The organism is Enterobacter sp. 186315 (genome assembly GCF_053290175.1).
This window is the reverse complement of sequence record NZ_JBPTTK010000002.1, coordinates 329,059-346,273: the sequence shown is the minus strand read 5'-3', so window position 1 is coordinate 346,273 and position 17,215 is coordinate 329,059. Positions and strand designations below refer to the sequence as shown.

Annotated in this window: 15 protein-coding genes; 1 reads left to right on the top strand and 14 read right to left on the bottom strand. The window is 55.0% G+C overall.

Annotation, left to right across the window (positions count from 1 at the left end; translation table 11 throughout):
- Positions 1-37: 37 nt before the first annotated feature.
- The 14 genes from murG to leuO all read right to left on the bottom strand — a co-directional run bounded on the left by murG (position 38) and on the right by leuO (position 16,437).
- Positions 38-1,102 (bottom strand): undecaprenyldiphospho-muramoylpentapeptide beta-N-acetylglucosaminyltransferase, encoded by a 1,065-nt coding sequence (gene murG / locus ACSVHP_RS03995; RefSeq protein WP_447551051.1) that lies wholly within the window; start codon positions 1,100-1,102, stop codon positions 38-40.
- Positions 1,099-2,343 carry a cell division protein FtsW gene (gene ftsW, locus ACSVHP_RS03990; protein WP_234672444.1) on the bottom strand — a complete coding sequence of 415 codons (1,245 nt, stop codon included), beginning with the start codon at positions 2,341-2,343 and terminating at the stop codon, positions 1,099-1,101. Before ftsW ends, murG begins: the two co-directional genes overlap by 4 nt.
- On the bottom strand, positions 2,343-3,659 hold the full coding sequence (gene murD / locus ACSVHP_RS03985; RefSeq protein WP_447551050.1) for a UDP-N-acetylmuramoyl-L-alanine--D-glutamate ligase: 1,317 nt from the start codon (positions 3,657-3,659) through the stop codon (positions 2,343-2,345). The genes ftsW and murD overlap by 1 nt, the downstream gene beginning before the upstream one ends.
- A 2-nt stretch (positions 3,660-3,661) precedes the next feature.
- A complete protein-coding gene (mraY, locus tag ACSVHP_RS03980) occupies positions 3,662-4,744 on the bottom strand; it encodes a phospho-N-acetylmuramoyl-pentapeptide-transferase (protein ID WP_008501985.1) in 1,083 nt (360 codons plus the stop codon).
- Positions 4,738-6,096: a UDP-N-acetylmuramoyl-tripeptide--D-alanyl-D-alanine ligase gene (murF, locus tag ACSVHP_RS03975; protein ID WP_447551049.1), complete on the bottom strand. Its 1,359-nt coding sequence runs from the start codon at positions 6,094-6,096 to the stop codon at positions 4,738-4,740. Before murF ends, mraY begins: the two co-directional genes overlap by 7 nt.
- Positions 6,093-7,580 (bottom strand): UDP-N-acetylmuramoyl-L-alanyl-D-glutamate--2,6-diaminopimelate ligase, encoded by a 1,488-nt coding sequence (gene murE, locus ACSVHP_RS03970; RefSeq protein WP_447551048.1) that lies wholly within the window; start codon positions 7,578-7,580, stop codon positions 6,093-6,095. The genes murF and murE overlap by 4 nt, the downstream gene beginning before the upstream one ends.
- Positions 7,567-9,333 (bottom strand): peptidoglycan glycosyltransferase FtsI, encoded by a 1,767-nt coding sequence (ftsI, locus tag ACSVHP_RS03965; protein WP_234672436.1) that lies wholly within the window; start codon positions 9,331-9,333, stop codon positions 7,567-7,569. Before ftsI ends, murE begins: the two co-directional genes overlap by 14 nt.
- Positions 9,334-9,348: 15 nt before the next feature.
- Complete coding sequence (ftsL, locus tag ACSVHP_RS03960; RefSeq protein ID WP_008501989.1) at positions 9,349-9,714, bottom strand: cell division protein FtsL; 366 nt, start codon at positions 9,712-9,714, stop codon at positions 9,349-9,351.
- The gene (rsmH, locus tag ACSVHP_RS03955) at positions 9,711-10,652 is read right to left on the bottom strand and encodes a 16S rRNA (cytosine(1402)-N(4))-methyltransferase RsmH (RefSeq protein WP_447551047.1); all 942 of its coding nucleotides are present in this window, start codon (positions 10,650-10,652) and stop codon (positions 9,711-9,713) included. The genes ftsL and rsmH overlap by 4 nt, the downstream gene beginning before the upstream one ends.
- A 2-nt stretch (positions 10,653-10,654) precedes the next feature.
- Complete coding sequence (mraZ, locus tag ACSVHP_RS03950) at positions 10,655-11,113, bottom strand: division/cell wall cluster transcriptional repressor MraZ (protein WP_417316530.1); 459 nt, start codon at positions 11,111-11,113, stop codon at positions 10,655-10,657.
- 600 nt (positions 11,114-11,713) lie between these two features.
- Positions 11,714-12,718 (bottom strand): catabolite repressor/activator, encoded by a 1,005-nt coding sequence (gene cra, locus ACSVHP_RS03945; protein ID WP_234672423.1) that lies wholly within the window; start codon positions 12,716-12,718, stop codon positions 11,714-11,716.
- A gap of 179 nt (positions 12,719-12,897) precedes the next feature.
- Positions 12,898-13,389, bottom strand: coding sequence for an acetolactate synthase small subunit (ilvN, locus tag ACSVHP_RS03940; protein ID WP_234672422.1), 492 nt, complete (start codon positions 13,387-13,389; stop codon positions 12,898-12,900).
- Between the two features lies 1 nt (position 13,390).
- On the bottom strand, positions 13,391-15,115 hold the full coding sequence (gene ilvI / locus ACSVHP_RS03935; RefSeq protein WP_447551046.1) for an acetolactate synthase 3 large subunit: 1,725 nt from the start codon (positions 15,113-15,115) through the stop codon (positions 13,391-13,393).
- 377 nt (positions 15,116-15,492) lie between these two features.
- Positions 15,493-16,437, bottom strand: coding sequence for a transcriptional regulator LeuO (leuO, locus tag ACSVHP_RS03930; protein ID WP_234672556.1), 945 nt, complete (start codon positions 16,435-16,437; stop codon positions 15,493-15,495).
- A gap of 638 nt (positions 16,438-17,075) precedes the next feature.
- On the opposite strand from leuO, the gene leuL reads away from it, so the two are divergent.
- Entirely contained in the window at positions 17,076-17,162 is an 87-nt protein-coding gene (gene leuL / locus ACSVHP_RS03925; RefSeq protein ID WP_417315905.1) for a leu operon leader peptide, read from the top strand.
- Positions 17,163-17,215 lie beyond the last annotated feature (53 nt).

Below are 17,215 nucleotides of genomic sequence, written 5' to 3'. Positions count from 1 at the left end.
TCAAAAAAATCGTGCAGCGCAACACGCGCTGCGAGGATCAAGCCTGGGCTGCCAGGCTCACTTCTTTTGCCACCCGCTCGGTTGCATCCGGGATGGCGGTCGCGCGCGCGCGTTGGGCCATCTCCAGCAATGCTTCTCTGTTCCAGCCCGCCAGGGTGGTGGCGACCGCATCGGCGGTAAACTGTGGCTGTTCGAATATTTTCGCGGCACCGGCTTTCTCAAGCGGCAACGCATTCCAGTACTGCTGCCTGTCTTTGTGCTGGAATGGCACAAACAGCGCTGGCAGGCCCGCCGCGGCGATTTCACTCACGGTTAGCGCGCCCGAGCGGCAAACCACGACGTCGGCCCATGCATAGGCGGTCGCCATGTCATCGATAAATTCGGTCACTTTATGCTGAGGCTGTCCGGCGTCGATATACGCCTGCTCAACCGTCTGCTGAGCGCCTTTACCGCTTTGATGCCAGATGGTCACGGCATCGCCCAGCTTCGCTGCAACCTGCGGCAGAGTCTGGTTCAGGATGCGGGCACCCTGCGAACCACCTACAACCAGCACGCGCACCGGGCCTTCACGCCCTGCAAGACGCGCGTCCGGCAGCGGCAGCGCCAGCACGTCAACGCGCACCGGGTTACCCACCACGTCCGCTTTCGGAAATGCGCCTGGGAAGGCCTGCATCACTTTGGTGGCGATTTTCGCCAGCCATTTGTTGGTCAGCCCGGCAATGCCGTTTTGCTCGTGCAGGACAACGGGAATACCCAGCGACCAGGCCGCCAGCCCACCCGGACCGGAAACATAGCCGCCCATGCCCAGCACAACGTCTGGCTTGAAGCGCTTCATAATGGTGCGCGCCTGACGCCAGGCGTTAAAAATACGCACCGGGGCAAGGAGCTGCGCCTTAATGCCTTTGCCACGTAAACCGGAAATGCGGATAAAGTCGATCTCAATACCGTGCTTCGGTACCAGATCGGCTTCCATGCGATCGGCGGTTCCAAGCCAGCGTACCTGCCAGCCCTGATCCATTAAATGGTGCGCAACTGCGAGCCCCGGGAACACATGTCCGCCGGTACCGCCTGCCATCACCATTAACCGCTTCGGTTGATTCATCGTGAACCTCGTGTAAACGCCTGAGCTTTCTCCAGACGCGTTTCATAATCTATACGTAACAACAACATGATGGCCGTCGACATGATTAACAGACTGGAACCACCATAACTGATTAACGGTAACGTCAGGCCCTTGGTTGGCAGCATACCCGCTGCGGCCCCGACGTTTACCAGTGCCTGGAAGCTGAACCAAATACCAATTGAGCAGGCTAAAAAACCTGAGAAGCGGTGATCGATTTCCAGCGCCTTCCGGCCAATCGACATAGCACGGAAAGCCACGAAGAATACCATTAAAAGTGCAAGTACCACACCGATATAACCCAGTTCTTCCCCAATAATGGAGAAGATGAAGTCGGTGTGCGCCTCAGGTAAATACTCCAGTTTTTGCACCGAGTTGCCGAGGCCCTGTCCCCAGACTTCACCGCGGCCAAACGCCATCAGCGACTGGGTCAGCTGATAGCCGCTGCCGAACGGATCTTCCCACGGGTTCCAGAATGAGGTAACGCGGCGAATACGGTATGGCTCGGCGAGGATCAGCAGCACCACCGCTGAAATCCCCATCCCGATGATGGCGATGAACTGCCACAGCTTTGCCCCCGCCAGGAAGAGCATCGCCAGCGTGGTGACAAACAGCACCACCACCGTCCCCAGGTCAGGCTGCGCCAGCAGCAGGACCGCGAGCACCAGGATCACGCCCATCGGTTTTAAGAAGCCGCGAAGGTTGTTACGCACCTCGTCGACCTTACGCACCAGATAGTTCGCCAGATAGCAGAACAGGGAAAGCTTGGTGAACTCCGCAGGCTGAATACGCAGCGGGCCAAACGCGATCCAGCGCGATGCCCCGTTAACGGAGCTACCGACGACCAGAACGATCAGCAGCATAATGATCGACGCGATCAGCATCGCCGTACTGTGTCGCTGCCAGAACGACATCGGCAGCCGCAGGGTAATCAGCGCCAGGCAAAACGCCAGAATAATGTACAGGCCGTCACGCTTGGCAAAGAGGAACGGATCGTTTGCCAGTCGCTGCCCGACGGGCATCGAGGCAGAGGTCACCATAATAAAACCGATCGCCGCTAGCCCCAGCGTCAGCCAGAACAGCATACGGTCGTACATGATCAGGCTGTCGGAATCTTTATCCCGCGAAGCCATCACCCAGCCTTTCAGTGCGGCAAACAGCCACACCAGAATGCCAAATCCTGGCAGTCGCGGCATTCTCAGGCGAGGGAGGGAAAAGCGCATCAGCCTAACTCCTTCGCCAGGCGGGTGAAGACATCACCACGCTGTTCGAAATTCTTAAACTGATCGAGGCTGGCGCAGGCCGGCGAGAGCAGCACCATATCGCCCGGCTTCACGCGCGGGGCAAGAAGCCGCATAGCCTGTTCCATTGTCTCGGTCTGTTCAGCGATATCAGGACGAAGCTGCGCCAGTTCACTGCCGTCGCGACCAAAGCAGTACAGGCGAATATTGTCGCCGTTAAGATACTGTTTCAGCGAGGAGAAATCGGCGGACTTGCCATCACCGCCCAGCAGCAGATGCAGCGTGCCATCAACGTGCAGGCCGTTAAGCGCCGCCTCGGTGCTTCCGACGTTAGTGGCTTTAGAATCGTTGATCCAGCGCACGCCGTTGTGCTCCAGCGCCAGCTGGAAACGGTGCGCCAGGCCGGTGAAGGTGGTCAGCGCTTTCAGGCTTGAAGAGCGAGGCAGACCTACCGCATCGGCTAACGCCAGCGCTGCCAGCGCGTTGGTGTAGTTGTGTTGCCCGGAGAGCTTCATCTCCTTCACGTTCAGCACTTTCTCACCCTTCACGCGCAGCCAGGTTTCGCCCTGCTGACGGTTCAGATGGTAGTCACCCATGGTGATACCAAAGCTGATGCAGCGATCGTCGGCACCGCGAACGGGCATGGTCAGCGCGTCGTCAGCGTTCACTACGCACACTTTGGCATTTTCATAAATGCGCAGCTTAGCTGCGCGATACTGTTGCAGACCAAACGGATAGCGATCCATGTGATCTTCGGTGACGTTGAGGATCGTCGCCGCCGCCGCATGAAGGCTTGAGGTGGTTTCCAGCTGGAAGCTGGACAGTTCCAGCACGTACAGCTCGCAGCCTTTATCCAGCAGCATCAGCGCGGGCAGGCCGATATTGCCGCCGACGCCCACGTTTTTACCCGCCGCCTTAGCCATCTCGCCCACCAGCGTGGTGACGGTGCTTTTGCCGTTAGAGCCGGTAATAGCAATGACGGGTGCCTGCGCTTCGCGGCAAAACAGCTCAATGTCCCCGGCGATTTCCACACCGGCGTCCGCCGCCGCGCTTAATGACGGGTGCGCCAGCGCCATGCCCGGGCTTGCGACAATCAAATCGGCCGTCAGCAGCCAGTCATCATTCAGACCACCAAGGTGGCGTTCAACCTGCTCCGGCAGCTTATCCAGACCCGGCGGAGAGACACGCGTATCCATCACGCGCGGCGTAACGCCACGCGCGAGGAAAAAGTCAACGCAGGAGAGGCCCGTCAGGCCTAACCCGATGATAACGACTTTTTTACCCTGGTAATCTGCCATGATTAACGTACCTTCAGCGTTGCCAGGCCAATCAGCACCAGCATCAGCGAAATAATCCAGAAGCGCACAATGACGCGCGGCTCCGGCCAGCCTTTTAGTTCATAGTGGTGGTGGATCGGTGCCATACGGAAGATGCGCTGACCGCGCAGCTTGAAGGAACCGACCTGCAAAATCACCGACAGGGTTTCAACCACAAATACCCCGCCCATGATCACCAGCAGGAACTCCTGACGCAGCAGCACGGCAATAATGCCCAGCGCGCCGCCCAGTGCCAGAGAACCCACATCACCCATGAAGACCTGAGCCGGATAGGTGTTGAACCACAGGAAGCCAAGCCCCGCCCCGACAATGGCCGTGCAGACGATCACCAGTTCACCCGCGTGACGCAGGTAAGGAATGTGCAGGTAGTTCGCAAAGTTCATGTTACCGGTCGCCCATGCCACCAGCGCAAAGCCCGCCGCCACAAACACGGTTGGCATAATCGCCAGGCCATCCAGACCGTCCGTCAGGTTGACGGCATTCCCGGTGCCAACAATAACGAAGTAGGCCAGCAGGATGTAGAACAGACCCAGCTGCGGCATGACGTCTTTAAAGAACGGCACCACCAGCTCGGTCGCTGGCGTGTCTTTTCCGGCAAGATACAGCGCGAAGGCCACGCCCAGCGCAATCACCGACATCCAGAAGTATTTCCAACGGGCAATCAGCCCTTTGGTGTCTTTACGCACCACTTTGCGGTAATCGTCGACAAACCCGATGATCCCGTACCCGACCAGCACGGTCAGCACGCACCAGACGTAAGGGTTAGACGGATAAGCCCACAGCAGAACGGAAACCACGATCGCGGTCAGGATCATGATCCCCCCCATCGTCGGCGTACCGCGCTTGCTGAAGTGCGACTCCGGGCCGTCGTTACGTACAACCTGGCCGAAAGAGAGTTTCTGTAAACGAGCAATCATGCGCGGGCCCATCCACAAGGAGATGAACAGCGCGGTCAGCAGGCTGACGATGGCGCGAAACGTCAGATAGGAAAAGACGTTAAAGCCTGAATAATATTTGACCAAGTGTTCGGCCAGCCAAACTAACATGTTCCGTTCTCCTGTAATGCGTGCACAACCTCTTCCATGGCAGCACTGCGTGAACCTTTAACCAGCACAGTCACAATTTGTTTTTCTGCAATCAATGACTTAAGACGTGCAATAAGTGACGCTTTATCGGCAAAATGTTCGCCAACGCCGCTAGCCTGGCTGATAGCCTGGCTCAGTTTTCCTGCACTCAATACGCAATCAAGACCCGCAGCCTTCGCCGCGTCGCCCACCTGGGTATGACAGGCTTCGCTTTCATCGCCCAGTTCGGCCATATCTCCAACAACCAGCACGCGATAGCCCGGCATTTCTGACAGCACCTGCACCGCCGCGGTCATGGAACCCACGTTGGCGTTATAGGAGTCGTCCAGCAGCAGCTTGTTCTCTGAAAGCGGGATCGGGAACAGACGCCCCGGAACGGCTTTCAGGTTTGCCAGACCGGTTTTGATCGCCTCGCGATCCGCTCCGACCGCCATAGAGAGCGCAGCGGCGGCAAGCGCGTTGGCGATGTTATGGCGCCCCGGCAGCGGCAACAGCACGTCAATGCCACCCGTAGGGGTGTTGAGCGTGAATTCCGTACCGTGCGAGGTCACATGAATGTTGGTCGCGGTAAAATCGCTGTTGGCCGCGTTCGGCGAGAAGCGCCAGGTCTTACGCGAGCCAATAATGCTCTGCCAGTTCAGCCAGTCGTTGTTGTCGGCGTTCAGAATCGCAATGCCGTTTTCAGGCAGGCCGGTATAGATCTCACCTTTCGCTTTCGCGACCCCTTCCAGCGAGCCGAAACCTTCCAGATGCGCCGCCGCCAGGTTATTCACCAGCGCGGCTTCCGGGCGGGTCAGGCTCACGGTCCAGGCGATTTCGCCCTGATGGTTAGCGCCTAACTCGATCACCGCAAACTCATGCTCTCTGGTCAGGCGAAGCAACGTCATCGGCACGCCAATGTCATTATTGAGATTGCCTGCGGTATAAAGCGTGTTTCCGCACTGGCTCAGAATGGCAGCGGTCATCTCTTTGACTGACGTTTTACCTGAGGAGCCGGTCAGCGCGACGACGCGGGTCGGCACCTGCTGGCGAACCCATGCCGCCAGTTCGCCAAACGCCAGACGCGTATCTTTCACCACGATTTGCGGCAGGTCGATATCGAGCTTGCGGCTAACCAGCAGCGCGCCTGCACCGTTCTCTTTGGCCTGATCGACAAAATCGTGGGCATCAAAACGTTCACCTTTGAGCGCCACAAACAGGCAGCCGGCGGTGATTTTACGGGTGTCGGTGGTCACGGCGTCGATGGTCAGATCCTGACCATGCAGGGTGCCCTGCAACGCCTGAGCGGCCTGGCCTAGCGTGATGCTAATCATGCAATCACCCCCAGCAGACGCGCTGCGGTTACGCGGTCGGAATAGTCCAGACGGCGGGTGCCAACAATTTGATAATCTTCATGCCCTTTACCGGCCAGCAGAACAACGTCGTTCTCCTGCGCCTGCATGATGGCGTTAGTCACGGCTTCCGCGCGACCTTCCACGACGCGAGCGCGGCCCGCATCGAGCATTCCCGCGAGAATGTCGTTGATAATGGCGCGCGGCTCTTCGGTACGCGGGTTATCGTCCGTCACAACCGGGATATCCGCGAACTGCTCAGCGATAGCGCCCATTAGCGGACGTTTGCCCTTGTCGCGATCGCCACCGCAGCCAAACACGCACCAGAGTTTACCGGCGCAGTGCAGACGTGCCGCTTCGAGCGCTTTTTCCAGCGCATCCGGCGTGTGGGCGTAATCAACCACCACGGTAGGCTTGCCCGGCGCGCTGAACACTTCCATACGGCCACAAACCGGTTGCAGACGATCGGCGGTTTTCAGCAGTGCGTCCATCGGATAACCCAGCGCCAGCAGCGTCGCCAGCGCCAGCAGCAGGTTACTCACGTTGAATGCGCCCATCAGGCGGCTTTCAATTTCACCGTCACCCCATGAAGAGGTAAAGCGAATGGTGGCACCGCTGTCGTGGTAGTTAACCTCAACCGCCTTCAGCCAGCGGCCGTGGCAGTTCGGGTTGATATGATCTTCAATAGATACCGCAACCGCGTCCGGCAGTTTTGCCAGCCAGCGGCGACCCACTTCGTCGTCGGCGTTGATGATCGCCTGACCGCAGTGGTGCGTGGAGTAAAGCAGCCATTTCGCCGCTTCGTAGTGCTCCATATCACCATGATAATCAAGGTGATCGCGGCTGAGATTGGTAAAGACGGACGCCGCGAATTTCAGCGCGGCCACACGATGCTGCACTAGCCCGTGTGAAGAGACTTCCATTGCGGCAAAGGTCGCGCCCTGCTCTGCCAGACCGGCCAGCACGTGCTGCACGTCAACCGCAGAGCCGGTGGTGTTTTCCGTCGGGTTCACTTTGCCCAGAAGGCCGTTACCCACGGTGCCCATCACCGCACCGGTTTCACCCAGCAGCTGCGCCCATTGCGCCATCAGCTGCGTGGTGGTGGTTTTACCGTTGGTTCCGGTTACGCCAATCAGACGTAACTGGTCAGAAGGTTCGTGATAAAAACGCCCCGCCAGCGCGGAAAGACGCTCACTCAACTGGCTGAGATAGATGACCGGCACACCGTGCATTTCACGGATTTCACCGTCGGTTGCCTCATCTTTTGCCTCAGCAATAATGGCAGCTACACCTTGCGCAATCGCCTGCGGGATATATCGACGCCCGTCCGCCTGATGACCGACCACCGCTACAAAAAGATCGCCAGAAGCAGCCACGCGGCTGTCCAGAACCATCTCTCGCAGTGCTCGCTCCGGTGCATTTGGCACCCACGGAGCGAGAAGGTCGCGCAAATTACGATCTGCCACCTGTACCCTCGCCTTGATTAATTACAAATTCACTTTTTTCGCCCGTCGCCAGCGCATCCGGTTCGATGTTCATGGTGCGCAACACGCCACCCATGATTGCCCCGAACACAGGCGCGGAAACGGCACCGCCGTAGTATTTACCCGCCTGTGGATCGTTTATCACGACCACCAGCGCAAAACGCGGATTGCTTGCAGGCGCAACGCCTGCGGTATAGGCAATGTATTTGTTGATGTAGCGGCCATCTGGCCCCACCTTTTTCGCCGTACCGGTTTTAATGGCGATGCGATAGCCTTTGATCGCCGCCTTCACGCCACCGCCGCCGGGCAGTGCCACGCTTTCCATCATATGAACAACGGTCCGAACGATAGATTCCGGGAAGATACGCTCCCCCGGAACCGGTGGATCAACTTTGGTAATCGACAGCGGGCGATAAACGCCATAGCTGCCAATCGTTGCGTAGACTCGCGCCAACTGTAACGGGGTTACCATTAGCCCGTAGCCGAAAGAGAAGGTGGCCCTCTCTATGTCAGACCACCGTTGTTTTTGAGGATATAAGCCACTGCGTTCTCCGACCAACCCCAAATTGGTCGCTTTTCCAAGCCCAAAACGTGAGTAAGTCTCTACTAACGCTGAGGACGGCATCGCTAACGCCAGCTTTGAAACACCGACGTTACTCGACTTCTGTAATACCCCGGTCAGGGTCAATTCGCTGTAACGCGCCACGTCTTTGATTTCGTGGCCGTTAATTCGGTATGGAATGGTATTCAGAACGGTACTTTCATTCACGATGCCGCGCTGGAGCGCAGTCATGACCACCATCGGCTTAACGGTCGAACCCGGTTCGAACACGTCGGTGATGGTGCGGTTACGCATAACATCCTTCTGCGTACCGGTAAGATTGTTGGGGTTGTAGGACGGGCTATTGGCCATCGCCAGCACTTCACCCGTGCTGACATCAACTAACACGGCGCTGCCCGATTCCGCCTTGTTAAAGGCCACGGCGTTGTTCAGCTCGCGGTAGACCAGCGCCTGTAAACGCTCGTCAATGCTCAGCGCCAGATTGTGCGCCGCCTGGCTGTCGGTGGAAGAGATATCCTCAATCACGCGACCGTAGCGGTCTTTACGCACGATGCGCTCGCCCGGCTGGCCGGTTAGCCACTTATCAAAGCTTTTCTCAACGCCTTCAATCCCCTGGCTGTCGACGTTCGTGAAGCCGATGAGGTGAGCGGTCACTTCGCCTGAAGGGTAGTAGCGACGAGACTCTTCCCGCAGATGTATACCGGGAAGTTTCAGTTTTTTAATGTAATCGGCCATGTCAGGGTTAACCTGACGGGCCAGATAGATAAAGCGCCCTTTCGGGTTGGCGTTAACGCGGGAAGAAAGCTGGTCCAGCGGCATCTTCAGTGCATCCGCCAGCGCTTTCCATCGGTTATCGAGCGTAATACCGCCCGCGTCATGCAGCTCTTTCGGGTCGGCCCAGATAGCTTTAACGGGCACGCTCACCGCCAGCGGGCGCCCGGAGCGGTCTGTGATCATGCCGCGAGAGGTGGAAACTTCCTGCACGCGCAGAGAACGCATATCACCCTGACGCACCAGCATGTCCGGCGCGATGATTTGCAGCCAGGCAACGCGACCCAGCAGGAAACCCAGCGCCAGTAAAATACAGCCGCACAGCAACGCAAAACGCCAACTAATAAAGTTGGCCTGCTCTTCCTGACGTTTCGGTTTTTGCGTTTTTGCCGCTGCTCTCATGCGTCGCGTTATCCCTTATTTTTGTACTACGATATTTTCCTGAGAAGGATCAACATGCTGCAATTGCAGCTTTTCCGTTGCGATCCGCTCAACCCGGCTGTGATCGCCGAGCGCGTTTTCTTCAAGGATCAGATTTCGCCATTCGATATCCAGCGCATCACGTTCCAGAACCATCTGTTCGCGTTGTGCGGTTAATAAACGAGTGTGGTGAGCCGTGGTCACCACGGTTACTGCCGTCACGATGATGCAAATGAACAAGCAGAGTGGCAGCTTCCCAAACCGCAAAAGATCGTCGCCGATCACGCCAGGCAAGGCATGGCGCTCGTTGCTTCCTAACGAATCCTTAACTTTGCTTAGGGTCTCTGTCACTCTGCCGATCATGCGTTCGTCCTTTCTGCTACTCGCAGCACTGAACTACGGGCGCGTGGATTCTCTGCCACCTCTTCTTCGCCCGGCATCAACTTGCCTAATGCTCGCAGCTGACGGCCTCCCAGTTTGCTGAGCTGTTCTTCCGTCATCGGCAGCCCCGCAGGAACTTGTGGACCGCGACTCTGCTCACGCATAAAGCGCTTCACAATGCGGTCTTCCAGCGAATGGAAGCTGATGATGGATAACCGCCCACCCGGGGCAAGCACGTCGAGCGAGCTTTTTAGCGCCAGCTCTATTTCCTCCAGTTCACTGTTCACCCAGATGCGCACCGCCTGGAAGGTACGGGTCGCGGGATGTTTGTGCTTATCTTTGACCGGCGTTGCCGCCGCGATGACCTCTGCCAGCTCTTTGGTGCGGGTCATCGGTTCAATTCGGTTACGCTCAACGATGGCGCGGGCGATACGTTTACCAAAACGCTCTTCACCAAAGGTTTTGATCACCCAGGCGATATCCGCTTCGTCGGCGGTTTGCAGCCATTCCGCGGCAGACTGGCCGCGCGTAGGATCCATACGCATGTCCAGCGGACCGTCACGCATAAAGGAGAAGCCGCGCTCGGCATCATCAAGTTGAGGTGAGGAAACGCCAAGATCGAGAAGGATTCCGTCGATCTTGCCCGTCAGGCCGCGCTCGGCGACGTAATCCGCCAGCGCAGAGAAAGGTCCATGCACGATGGAAAAGCGTGGGTCATCGATGGTTTGCGCAACGGCAATCGCCTGCGGATCGCGATCGATTGCCAGCAGTTGCCCTTCCGCTCCAAGTTGAGAGAGGATCAAGCGCGAGTGGCCACCGCGACCAAATGTGCCATCAATGTAGATGCCGTCTGGACGAATATTCAGGCCGTTAACGGCCTCATCCAGCAACACCGTTGTATGTTTATAATTTTCCATCATATTTATAGAGACAAGTCCTGCAATCTGTCCGACAACAATGCGGAATCAGATTGCTCAGCGTCGATATCTTCCTTGACCCGTTGATACCAGGTCGTTTCATCCCACAGTTCAAACTTGTTGAACTGGCCGACCAGCATCACTTCTTTCGTCAGACCGGCATGTTGCCGCAACACAGGCGCTATCAGTAATCGCCCGGCGGTATCCATCTGACATTCACTGGCATGTCCCAATAACAGCCGCTGCACGCGACGTTCCTGCGGGTTCATGCTCGACAGTCGCGACAGCTTTTGCTCGATAATTTCCCATTCAGGCAAGGGGTAAAGCAGCAGGCAGGGGTGGTGGATGTCAATGGTACATACCATTTGACCTGAAGCGTCCTCGATCAGCCGGTCGCGGTATCGGGTTGGAACCGATAAACGCCCTTTACTGTCGAGATTGACTAACGTTGCTCCACGGAACATGCCAGCCTCACCCCTCCTCACCACTTTAACCCACAAATTCCCACCTGAAGGAGTTTACGGAGCGAGGGAAAAGCTTGTCAAGCCAGGACTCTCTCCATACGAACGCGAAAGCCCGCTATTCGTGGATATATGCCGACCTGATTAATAACTAAACAACTGGCGAGGCAAAATTAACGTCATGAATATTTGTAAGAAAAAAACGAATATGCACACGGGCGTTAAAAATCACTCAATATCATCGAAGGGAAATATAAAGTGTCAGTTTGCGACGCGGGCGGCATTTTAAGACATATTCTCTGGGGATGACAGCGCCAGATTCATCCTGACGACATCAGAGCGTGCAGGCCTTTGCGCGGGGTGGCAGCTCAGCAAAAAAAACGTCTGATTATTCATCGACCGCACGGCCTTTGTAACAAAATAATTCTAAGAAGGGGTTTTAAAAGCGATTTGCGACGTTCTGAGAGCTATTTAAGCGCGAGAAGCAATTAAGATAAATAGCAGGCTCTGTTTCTTACGGAATTATCCTAATTTTTCTACGGGAATTAAATTTGTAATAATTTTCTGAAAATGGGCCGTTTCTACGACCCACGGCCTGATTTATTAATGACGGCTCAGAATTCCACGGCGATAGAGATTCCTTTTGATACGCGACAGGCCCGGTTTTGGCTTGCGTGGCTCATCAAGGCTTGCCAGGACAATCTCAAGCACGCGCTCGGCCACATCCCGGTGACGCTGGGCAACGGCCAGAACCGGACATTGCAGGAAGTCGAGAAGCTCGTTATCCCCGAAAGTGGCAATCGCCAGATCGGATGGCAGCTTGCCATCGCGGCGCAAGGTGACATCCATCACCCCCTGCAACAGGGCGAAAGAGGTGGTGAACAACGCCTGCGGCATCGGGTGCGTTTCCAGCCACTTCTCAAACAGCTGCGCCGCCGCTTCGCGCTCATAGCTGTTGGCATACAGATAATGCACCTCGCGCGGATCCTCTTTCCAGGCCGTGCGGAACCCCTGCTCGCGCAGGAAGCTGACGGAAAGCTCCGGCAGTGCGCCAAGATAGAGCACCGTTTCCGCCGGGAAGGTTCTTAACTCGGCCGCCAGCATTTCGGCGTCGTCCTGATCGGCACCCACTACGCTTGTGAAGTGCTCACGATCGAGCGCGCGGTCGAGGGCGACAATCGGGAAAGGATCGTTGGCCCAGCGCTGGTAGAAAGGATGCTCAGGAGGTAAAGAGGTTGAAACGATAATCGCATCCACCTGACGCTGGAGCAGATGCTCGATGCAGCGCATCTCGTTGTCGGGCTGATCTTCAGAACAGGCAATCAGCAGCTGATAACCGCGCTGGCGAGCCTGACGTTCGAGATAGTTAGCGATTCGGGTGTAGCTGGTGTTTTCCAGATCGGGGATCACCAGGCCTATTGAGCGGGTACGTCCGGCGCGTAAACCGGCTGCGACAGCATTCGGATGGTAATTATGCTCACGAACCACCGCCATGACTTTTTCAACGGTTTTATCGCTGACACGATACTGCTTTGCCTTACCGTTAATCACATAGCTCGCCGTAGTTCGTGACACGCCGGCGAGCCGGGCGATTTCATCCAGTTTCACAATTGCCCCTTAAAGAAAGAAATGAGTCCATGGCCCTGTCAAGGTTATGGTTAAATCTTTTAACATCTAAACGCAGAATAGGTTTCGCAGCAACCGCTTTTATCCGGGTTGGCGGTCGATTACGCAAAAAAAAGCCCGGCTTTGGTGACCGGGCAGAAAGAGGCGAACCTTTTAGACAGCTAGCGCATGATTTTATCGCCGCGGGAGAGCCCGACGACGCCCGAGCGCGCTACCTCAACAATTTTTGCGACATCGCGAATCGACGCCAGGAACGCATCCAGCTTGTCGCTGGTCCCTGCAAGCTGCACGGTATATATAGAAGGAGTAACGTCGATGATCTGCCCGCGGAAGATATCCGTACTGCGTTTAACTTCTTCGCGACCGTAGCCGCTGGCCTGAATTTTCACCAGCATCACTTCTCGCTCGACGTAAGCCCCCTGCCCTAACTCGCTCACGCGCAGAACGTCGACCAGCTTGTGCAGCTGCTTTTCGATCTGCTCCAGCACTTTAGCATCGCCCACGGTCTGGATGGTCATGCGTGAAAGCGTGGGATCGTCCGTCGGCGCAACGGTCAGGCTTTCGATGTTATAGCCGCGCTGCGCAAAGAGTCCGATGACGCGAGACAATGCGCCCGACTCGTTTTCCAGTAATACAGATAATATCCGGCGCATATCAGGTTCTCTCCGTTTTGCTTAACCACATTTCGTCCATACCGCCGCCGCGAATATGCATCGGGTAGACGTGCTCTGCGCCGTCAACGATGACATCCATAAAGACCAGGCGATTGTTTTTCACGTGCTCAAGCGCTTCGCCGAGTTTTGCTTCCAGCTCTGCCGGGTCGCTGACGCGGATCCCCACATGACCATAGGCTTCGGCCAGACGAACAAAGTCCGGAAGCGAGGTCATATAGGACTGGGAGTGGCGGCCAGAGTAAATCATATCCTGCCACTGCTTCACCATGCCGAGGTAGCCGTTGTTGAGATTGAGCACCAGCACCCGCAGCTCGTACTGCAACGCGGTGGACAGCTCCTGAATGTTCATCTGAATACTGCCATCGCCCGTCACGCACACGACGGTTTCGTTCGGCAGCGCCAGCTTGACGCCGAGCGCGGCAGGCAGGCCAAAGCCCATCGTGCCCAGACCACCGGAGTTGATCCAGCGGCGGGGTTTGTCGAACGGATAATAGAGGGCTGCAAACATCTGGTGCTGACCCACGTCAGAGGAGACATACGCCTCGCCTTTGGTCAGACGCCACAGCGTTTCAATCACCGCCTGCGGCTTGATGTGTTCGCTTTGCGTATCGTATTTCAGGCAGTGACGGCCGCGCCACTGTTCGATTTGCTGCCACCAGTCGCGAATATCGTCCAGGGGCTGCGCCGCCGTTTCCTGAGCCAGAAGTTCCAGCATCTGCTCCAGAACCTGACGCGCATCGCCAACGATAGGGACATCCGCAGCGACGGTTTTAGAGATGGAGGTTGGGTCGATATCAATGTGCAGCACGGTGGCATCGGGGCAGTACTTCGCCAGATTGTTGGTCGTACGATCGTCAAAGCGCACGCCCACGGCAAAGATCACGTCAGAATTATGCATCGTCATGTTGGCTTCATACGTGCCGTGCATTCCCAACATGCCGAGCGCCTGACGATGCGTGGCGGGGAACGCCCCCAGCCCCATCAGCGAGGAGGCCACGGGCAGATTTAACTTCTCAATCAGCGTGCGAAGCTGCTCTTCACAGGCTGACGCCACTGCGCCGCCACCGACGTAAACCACCGGTTTTTTGGCGGCCAGCAACGTCTGAAGAGCGCGTTTTATCTGGCCTTTATGTCCCTGCGTGGTGGGATTGTAAGAGCGCATACTGACCGAGTCCGGCCAGACGTAAGGCAACTTGTTCGCAGGATTAAGAATGTCTTTTGGCAGATCGACCACCACGGGGCCTGGACGGCCGCTGGCTGCCAGCCAGAACGCCTTTTTCAGCACGCCGGGAATGTCTTCAGTCTGCTTGACCAGGAAGCTGTGCTTCACCACGGGACGGGAAATCCCCACCATGTCGCACTCCTGGAAGGCGTCGTAGCCAATCAGCGAGGTCGCCACCTGCCCGGAGAGGATGACCAGCGGGATGGAGTCCATATAGGCGGTTGCGATACCGGTAATCGCGTTGGTTGCGCCCGGACCGGATGTGACCAGAACAACCCCAACTTCACCCGTTGCACGAGCCAGCCCGTCAGCCATGTGTACAGCGGCCTGTTCGTGACGAACCAGAACATGGTCAATGCCACCCACGGTATGTAGTGCATCATAGATATCGAGGACAGCGCCCCCGGGATAGCCAAATACTTGCTTCACGCCCTGATCGATAAGCGATCGAACGACCATTTCCGCGCCAGACAACATCTCCATGCTTTGCCTCCAGGCTTTTGTTATAGACAGTCCGCCGAATTCATTTCAGCGCCGTCTTCTGACCGGGCTAGCCAGTCTTATATTGTGCAGAGTGTCGTTTACCTTAACCGCTCGTTATAAGGCAGGCAATTAGCAAACCAGGGTCCGCTGAGGGAGATTAAAGCAGAAAAAGTAGGTATTACGAGGGGATATGGTGATTTCGTCTGGAATAAGAGGACGCGATAATAAATCATCGCTAAAAAGAGAGTGGAATCAGGAAATCATCTATTTTTAAGCGCGGAAATAGAATCAGAAAAAGGGCGAACAGAATAAAATCGCATTAAGTTAAAAAAATGCGGGATAAATCACACCTTTTATGGGGATCTATCCCGACAGAATTATCGACGGCAAACACTGATCAGCAACTCTTCCATCCACTGATGGCCTTTATCCCGGCCAGCGGCTTCGTGCCAGGAGAGATAGCAAGTACGGCTGTTAAGTTTCAGCGGTAATGGCAATACCTGGAGATCGAGTTGTTCTGAAAACTCCTCAGCTAACCAACGCGGTGCAATAGCCACCAGTTGCGTCTGAGAGACAATATTTAAAACGCTCACCATCGCCATTCCCTGATAGGCAACACACGCCTGCTTATCAGGTGTGTCGTACCACGGCTGGCTAAAGGAAGCATATCTGTCGAGAGAAACAACCGCGTGCTGCTCGTTATATACATCGCTTTCACGCAGCGGTGAATTCATTCGCGGATGTTTTTTACTGGCAACCAGCACCATTTCATCTTTGAAAAGAGGAACACAAGAGAATTCAGGACGACGGAATTCCTCATATCCCAGAACAAACTCAGTTTCCTGGTAACGAAGCTGATGCTCGGTGTTTTGATTTAAGGATGATTTAAAAGCAAGATGAATATTCGGAGCGATCTCTTCGACTTTCTTGTAAATCACCGACGTCAAATAATTATCTAGTGGACTGCATACGCAAAGATTAAAAACACGCTCACTGCTCAATGGCTCAAATCCAGAACCCGGGAGCTCATTCTGAACTAATTGCAACGCCTGGCGAATAGAACCAAACAGCTGATAAGCACGCGCCGTTGGCTGGATACCTCGTCCGTAACGAACAAATAATTCATCATTAAACATCACCTTCAGCCTGGAGACCGCGTTACTAACCGCAGGCTGCGACATACCAAGAGAGTGAGCCGCCCGAGTAATATTCTGTTCCTGCATAACCGCATCAAACACGGTTAACAGATTGAGATCTACTGTGCGTAACTGGGGTTTAACCCCATCATGAATTTGAGGTTGTTTAATATTATTTTTTGACATATTTAACTCGACTGTCACTCTAAACTCCCTTAACAAAGTGCTGCAAGAACATCGAAAAATATGATTTACCATGCAAATAGAAGCAGCGGAAGCGAAATATATAAAATTCAGAATACATAAAGAACGCTTATCCACAAATGAATGCGCTCAGATTCATATCCCGATGAGATAAAATGCAGTTTAAATGATACATCTGACATTAGTGTTTGAATGAAACCATAAAGCTGATAAATAAACAATCGTCTGTCTGGTTAATGATGACTTAAGTATTATTAAACTATTAACGCCAAATTGCTTAAAGTCATTAACAAACCGATATCATATTCTAAAAACCATTCCCCCCGCTATCATTCATGTTGCTTATAAATTAATGAATTAGAAAGGGTTTAATAATAAATTTTGTCAAACCAAAATATATGTTCAACTGATACGAAGTATTTGCAGGTTATTCTACACGTGAATAAATAGTCCAATAAAAGACAATTACGCTGCTGGCAAAACTAAAATCCAGCACAATAAGCTAAATCCCTCTCCCCCTTACAACCTTGAATTAGTCACCTTTTTAACGCCAGGGGTTGACATGAATCTTCGTATCCAGTACCACTAAAAGCATATCGCATTCATCTGGAGCACGATTCATGATCCGCAGCCATCGTTTCACCGGTCTACTACTACTAAACGCATCCTCTGTGCGCGGTAGACTGGCGGGCGACATTCAGCGTTGAATCGTCACCAGTAAGACTAAGAACCCGCGCCACTGCGCGGGTTTTTTTATGCT

What these genes read in the sequence shown, in the direction of transcription:
- leuL (WP_417315905.1), top strand. Translation starts at nt 17,076, where the DNA reads ATGATCCGCAGCCATCGTTTCACCGGTCTACTACTACTAAACGCATCC.
- leuO (WP_234672556.1), bottom strand. Translation starts at nt 16,437, where the DNA reads ATGTCAAAAAATAATATTAAACAACCTCAAATTCATGATGGGGTTAAA.
- rsmH (WP_447551047.1), bottom strand. Translation starts at nt 10,652, where the DNA reads ATGATGGAAAATTATAAACATACAACGGTGTTGCTGGATGAGGCCGTT.
- ftsI (WP_234672436.1), bottom strand. Translation starts at nt 9,333, where the DNA reads ATGAGAGCAGCGGCAAAAACGCAAAAACCGAAACGTCAGGAAGAGCAG.
- ftsL (WP_008501989.1), bottom strand. Translation starts at nt 9,714, where the DNA reads ATGATCGGCAGAGTGACAGAGACCCTAAGCAAAGTTAAGGATTCGTTA.
- ilvI (WP_447551046.1), bottom strand. Translation starts at nt 15,115, where the DNA reads ATGGAGATGTTGTCTGGCGCGGAAATGGTCGTTCGATCGCTTATCGAT.
- mraY (WP_008501985.1), bottom strand. Translation starts at nt 4,744, where the DNA reads ATGTTAGTTTGGCTGGCCGAACACTTGGTCAAATATTATTCAGGCTTT.
- murD (WP_447551050.1), bottom strand. Translation starts at nt 3,659, where the DNA reads ATGGCAGATTACCAGGGTAAAAAAGTCGTTATCATCGGGTTAGGCCTG.
- ftsW (WP_234672444.1), bottom strand. Translation starts at nt 2,343, where the DNA reads ATGCGCTTTTCCCTCCCTCGCCTGAGAATGCCGCGACTGCCAGGATTT.
- murG (WP_447551051.1), bottom strand. Translation starts at nt 1,102, where the DNA reads ATGAATCAACCGAAGCGGTTAATGGTGATGGCAGGCGGTACCGGCGGA.
- ilvN (WP_234672422.1), bottom strand. Translation starts at nt 13,389, where the DNA reads ATGCGCCGGATATTATCTGTATTACTGGAAAACGAGTCGGGCGCATTG.
- murF (WP_447551049.1), bottom strand. Translation starts at nt 6,096, where the DNA reads ATGATTAGCATCACGCTAGGCCAGGCCGCTCAGGCGTTGCAGGGCACC.
- mraZ (WP_417316530.1), bottom strand. Translation starts at nt 11,113, where the DNA reads ATGTTCCGTGGAGCAACGTTAGTCAATCTCGACAGTAAAGGGCGTTTA.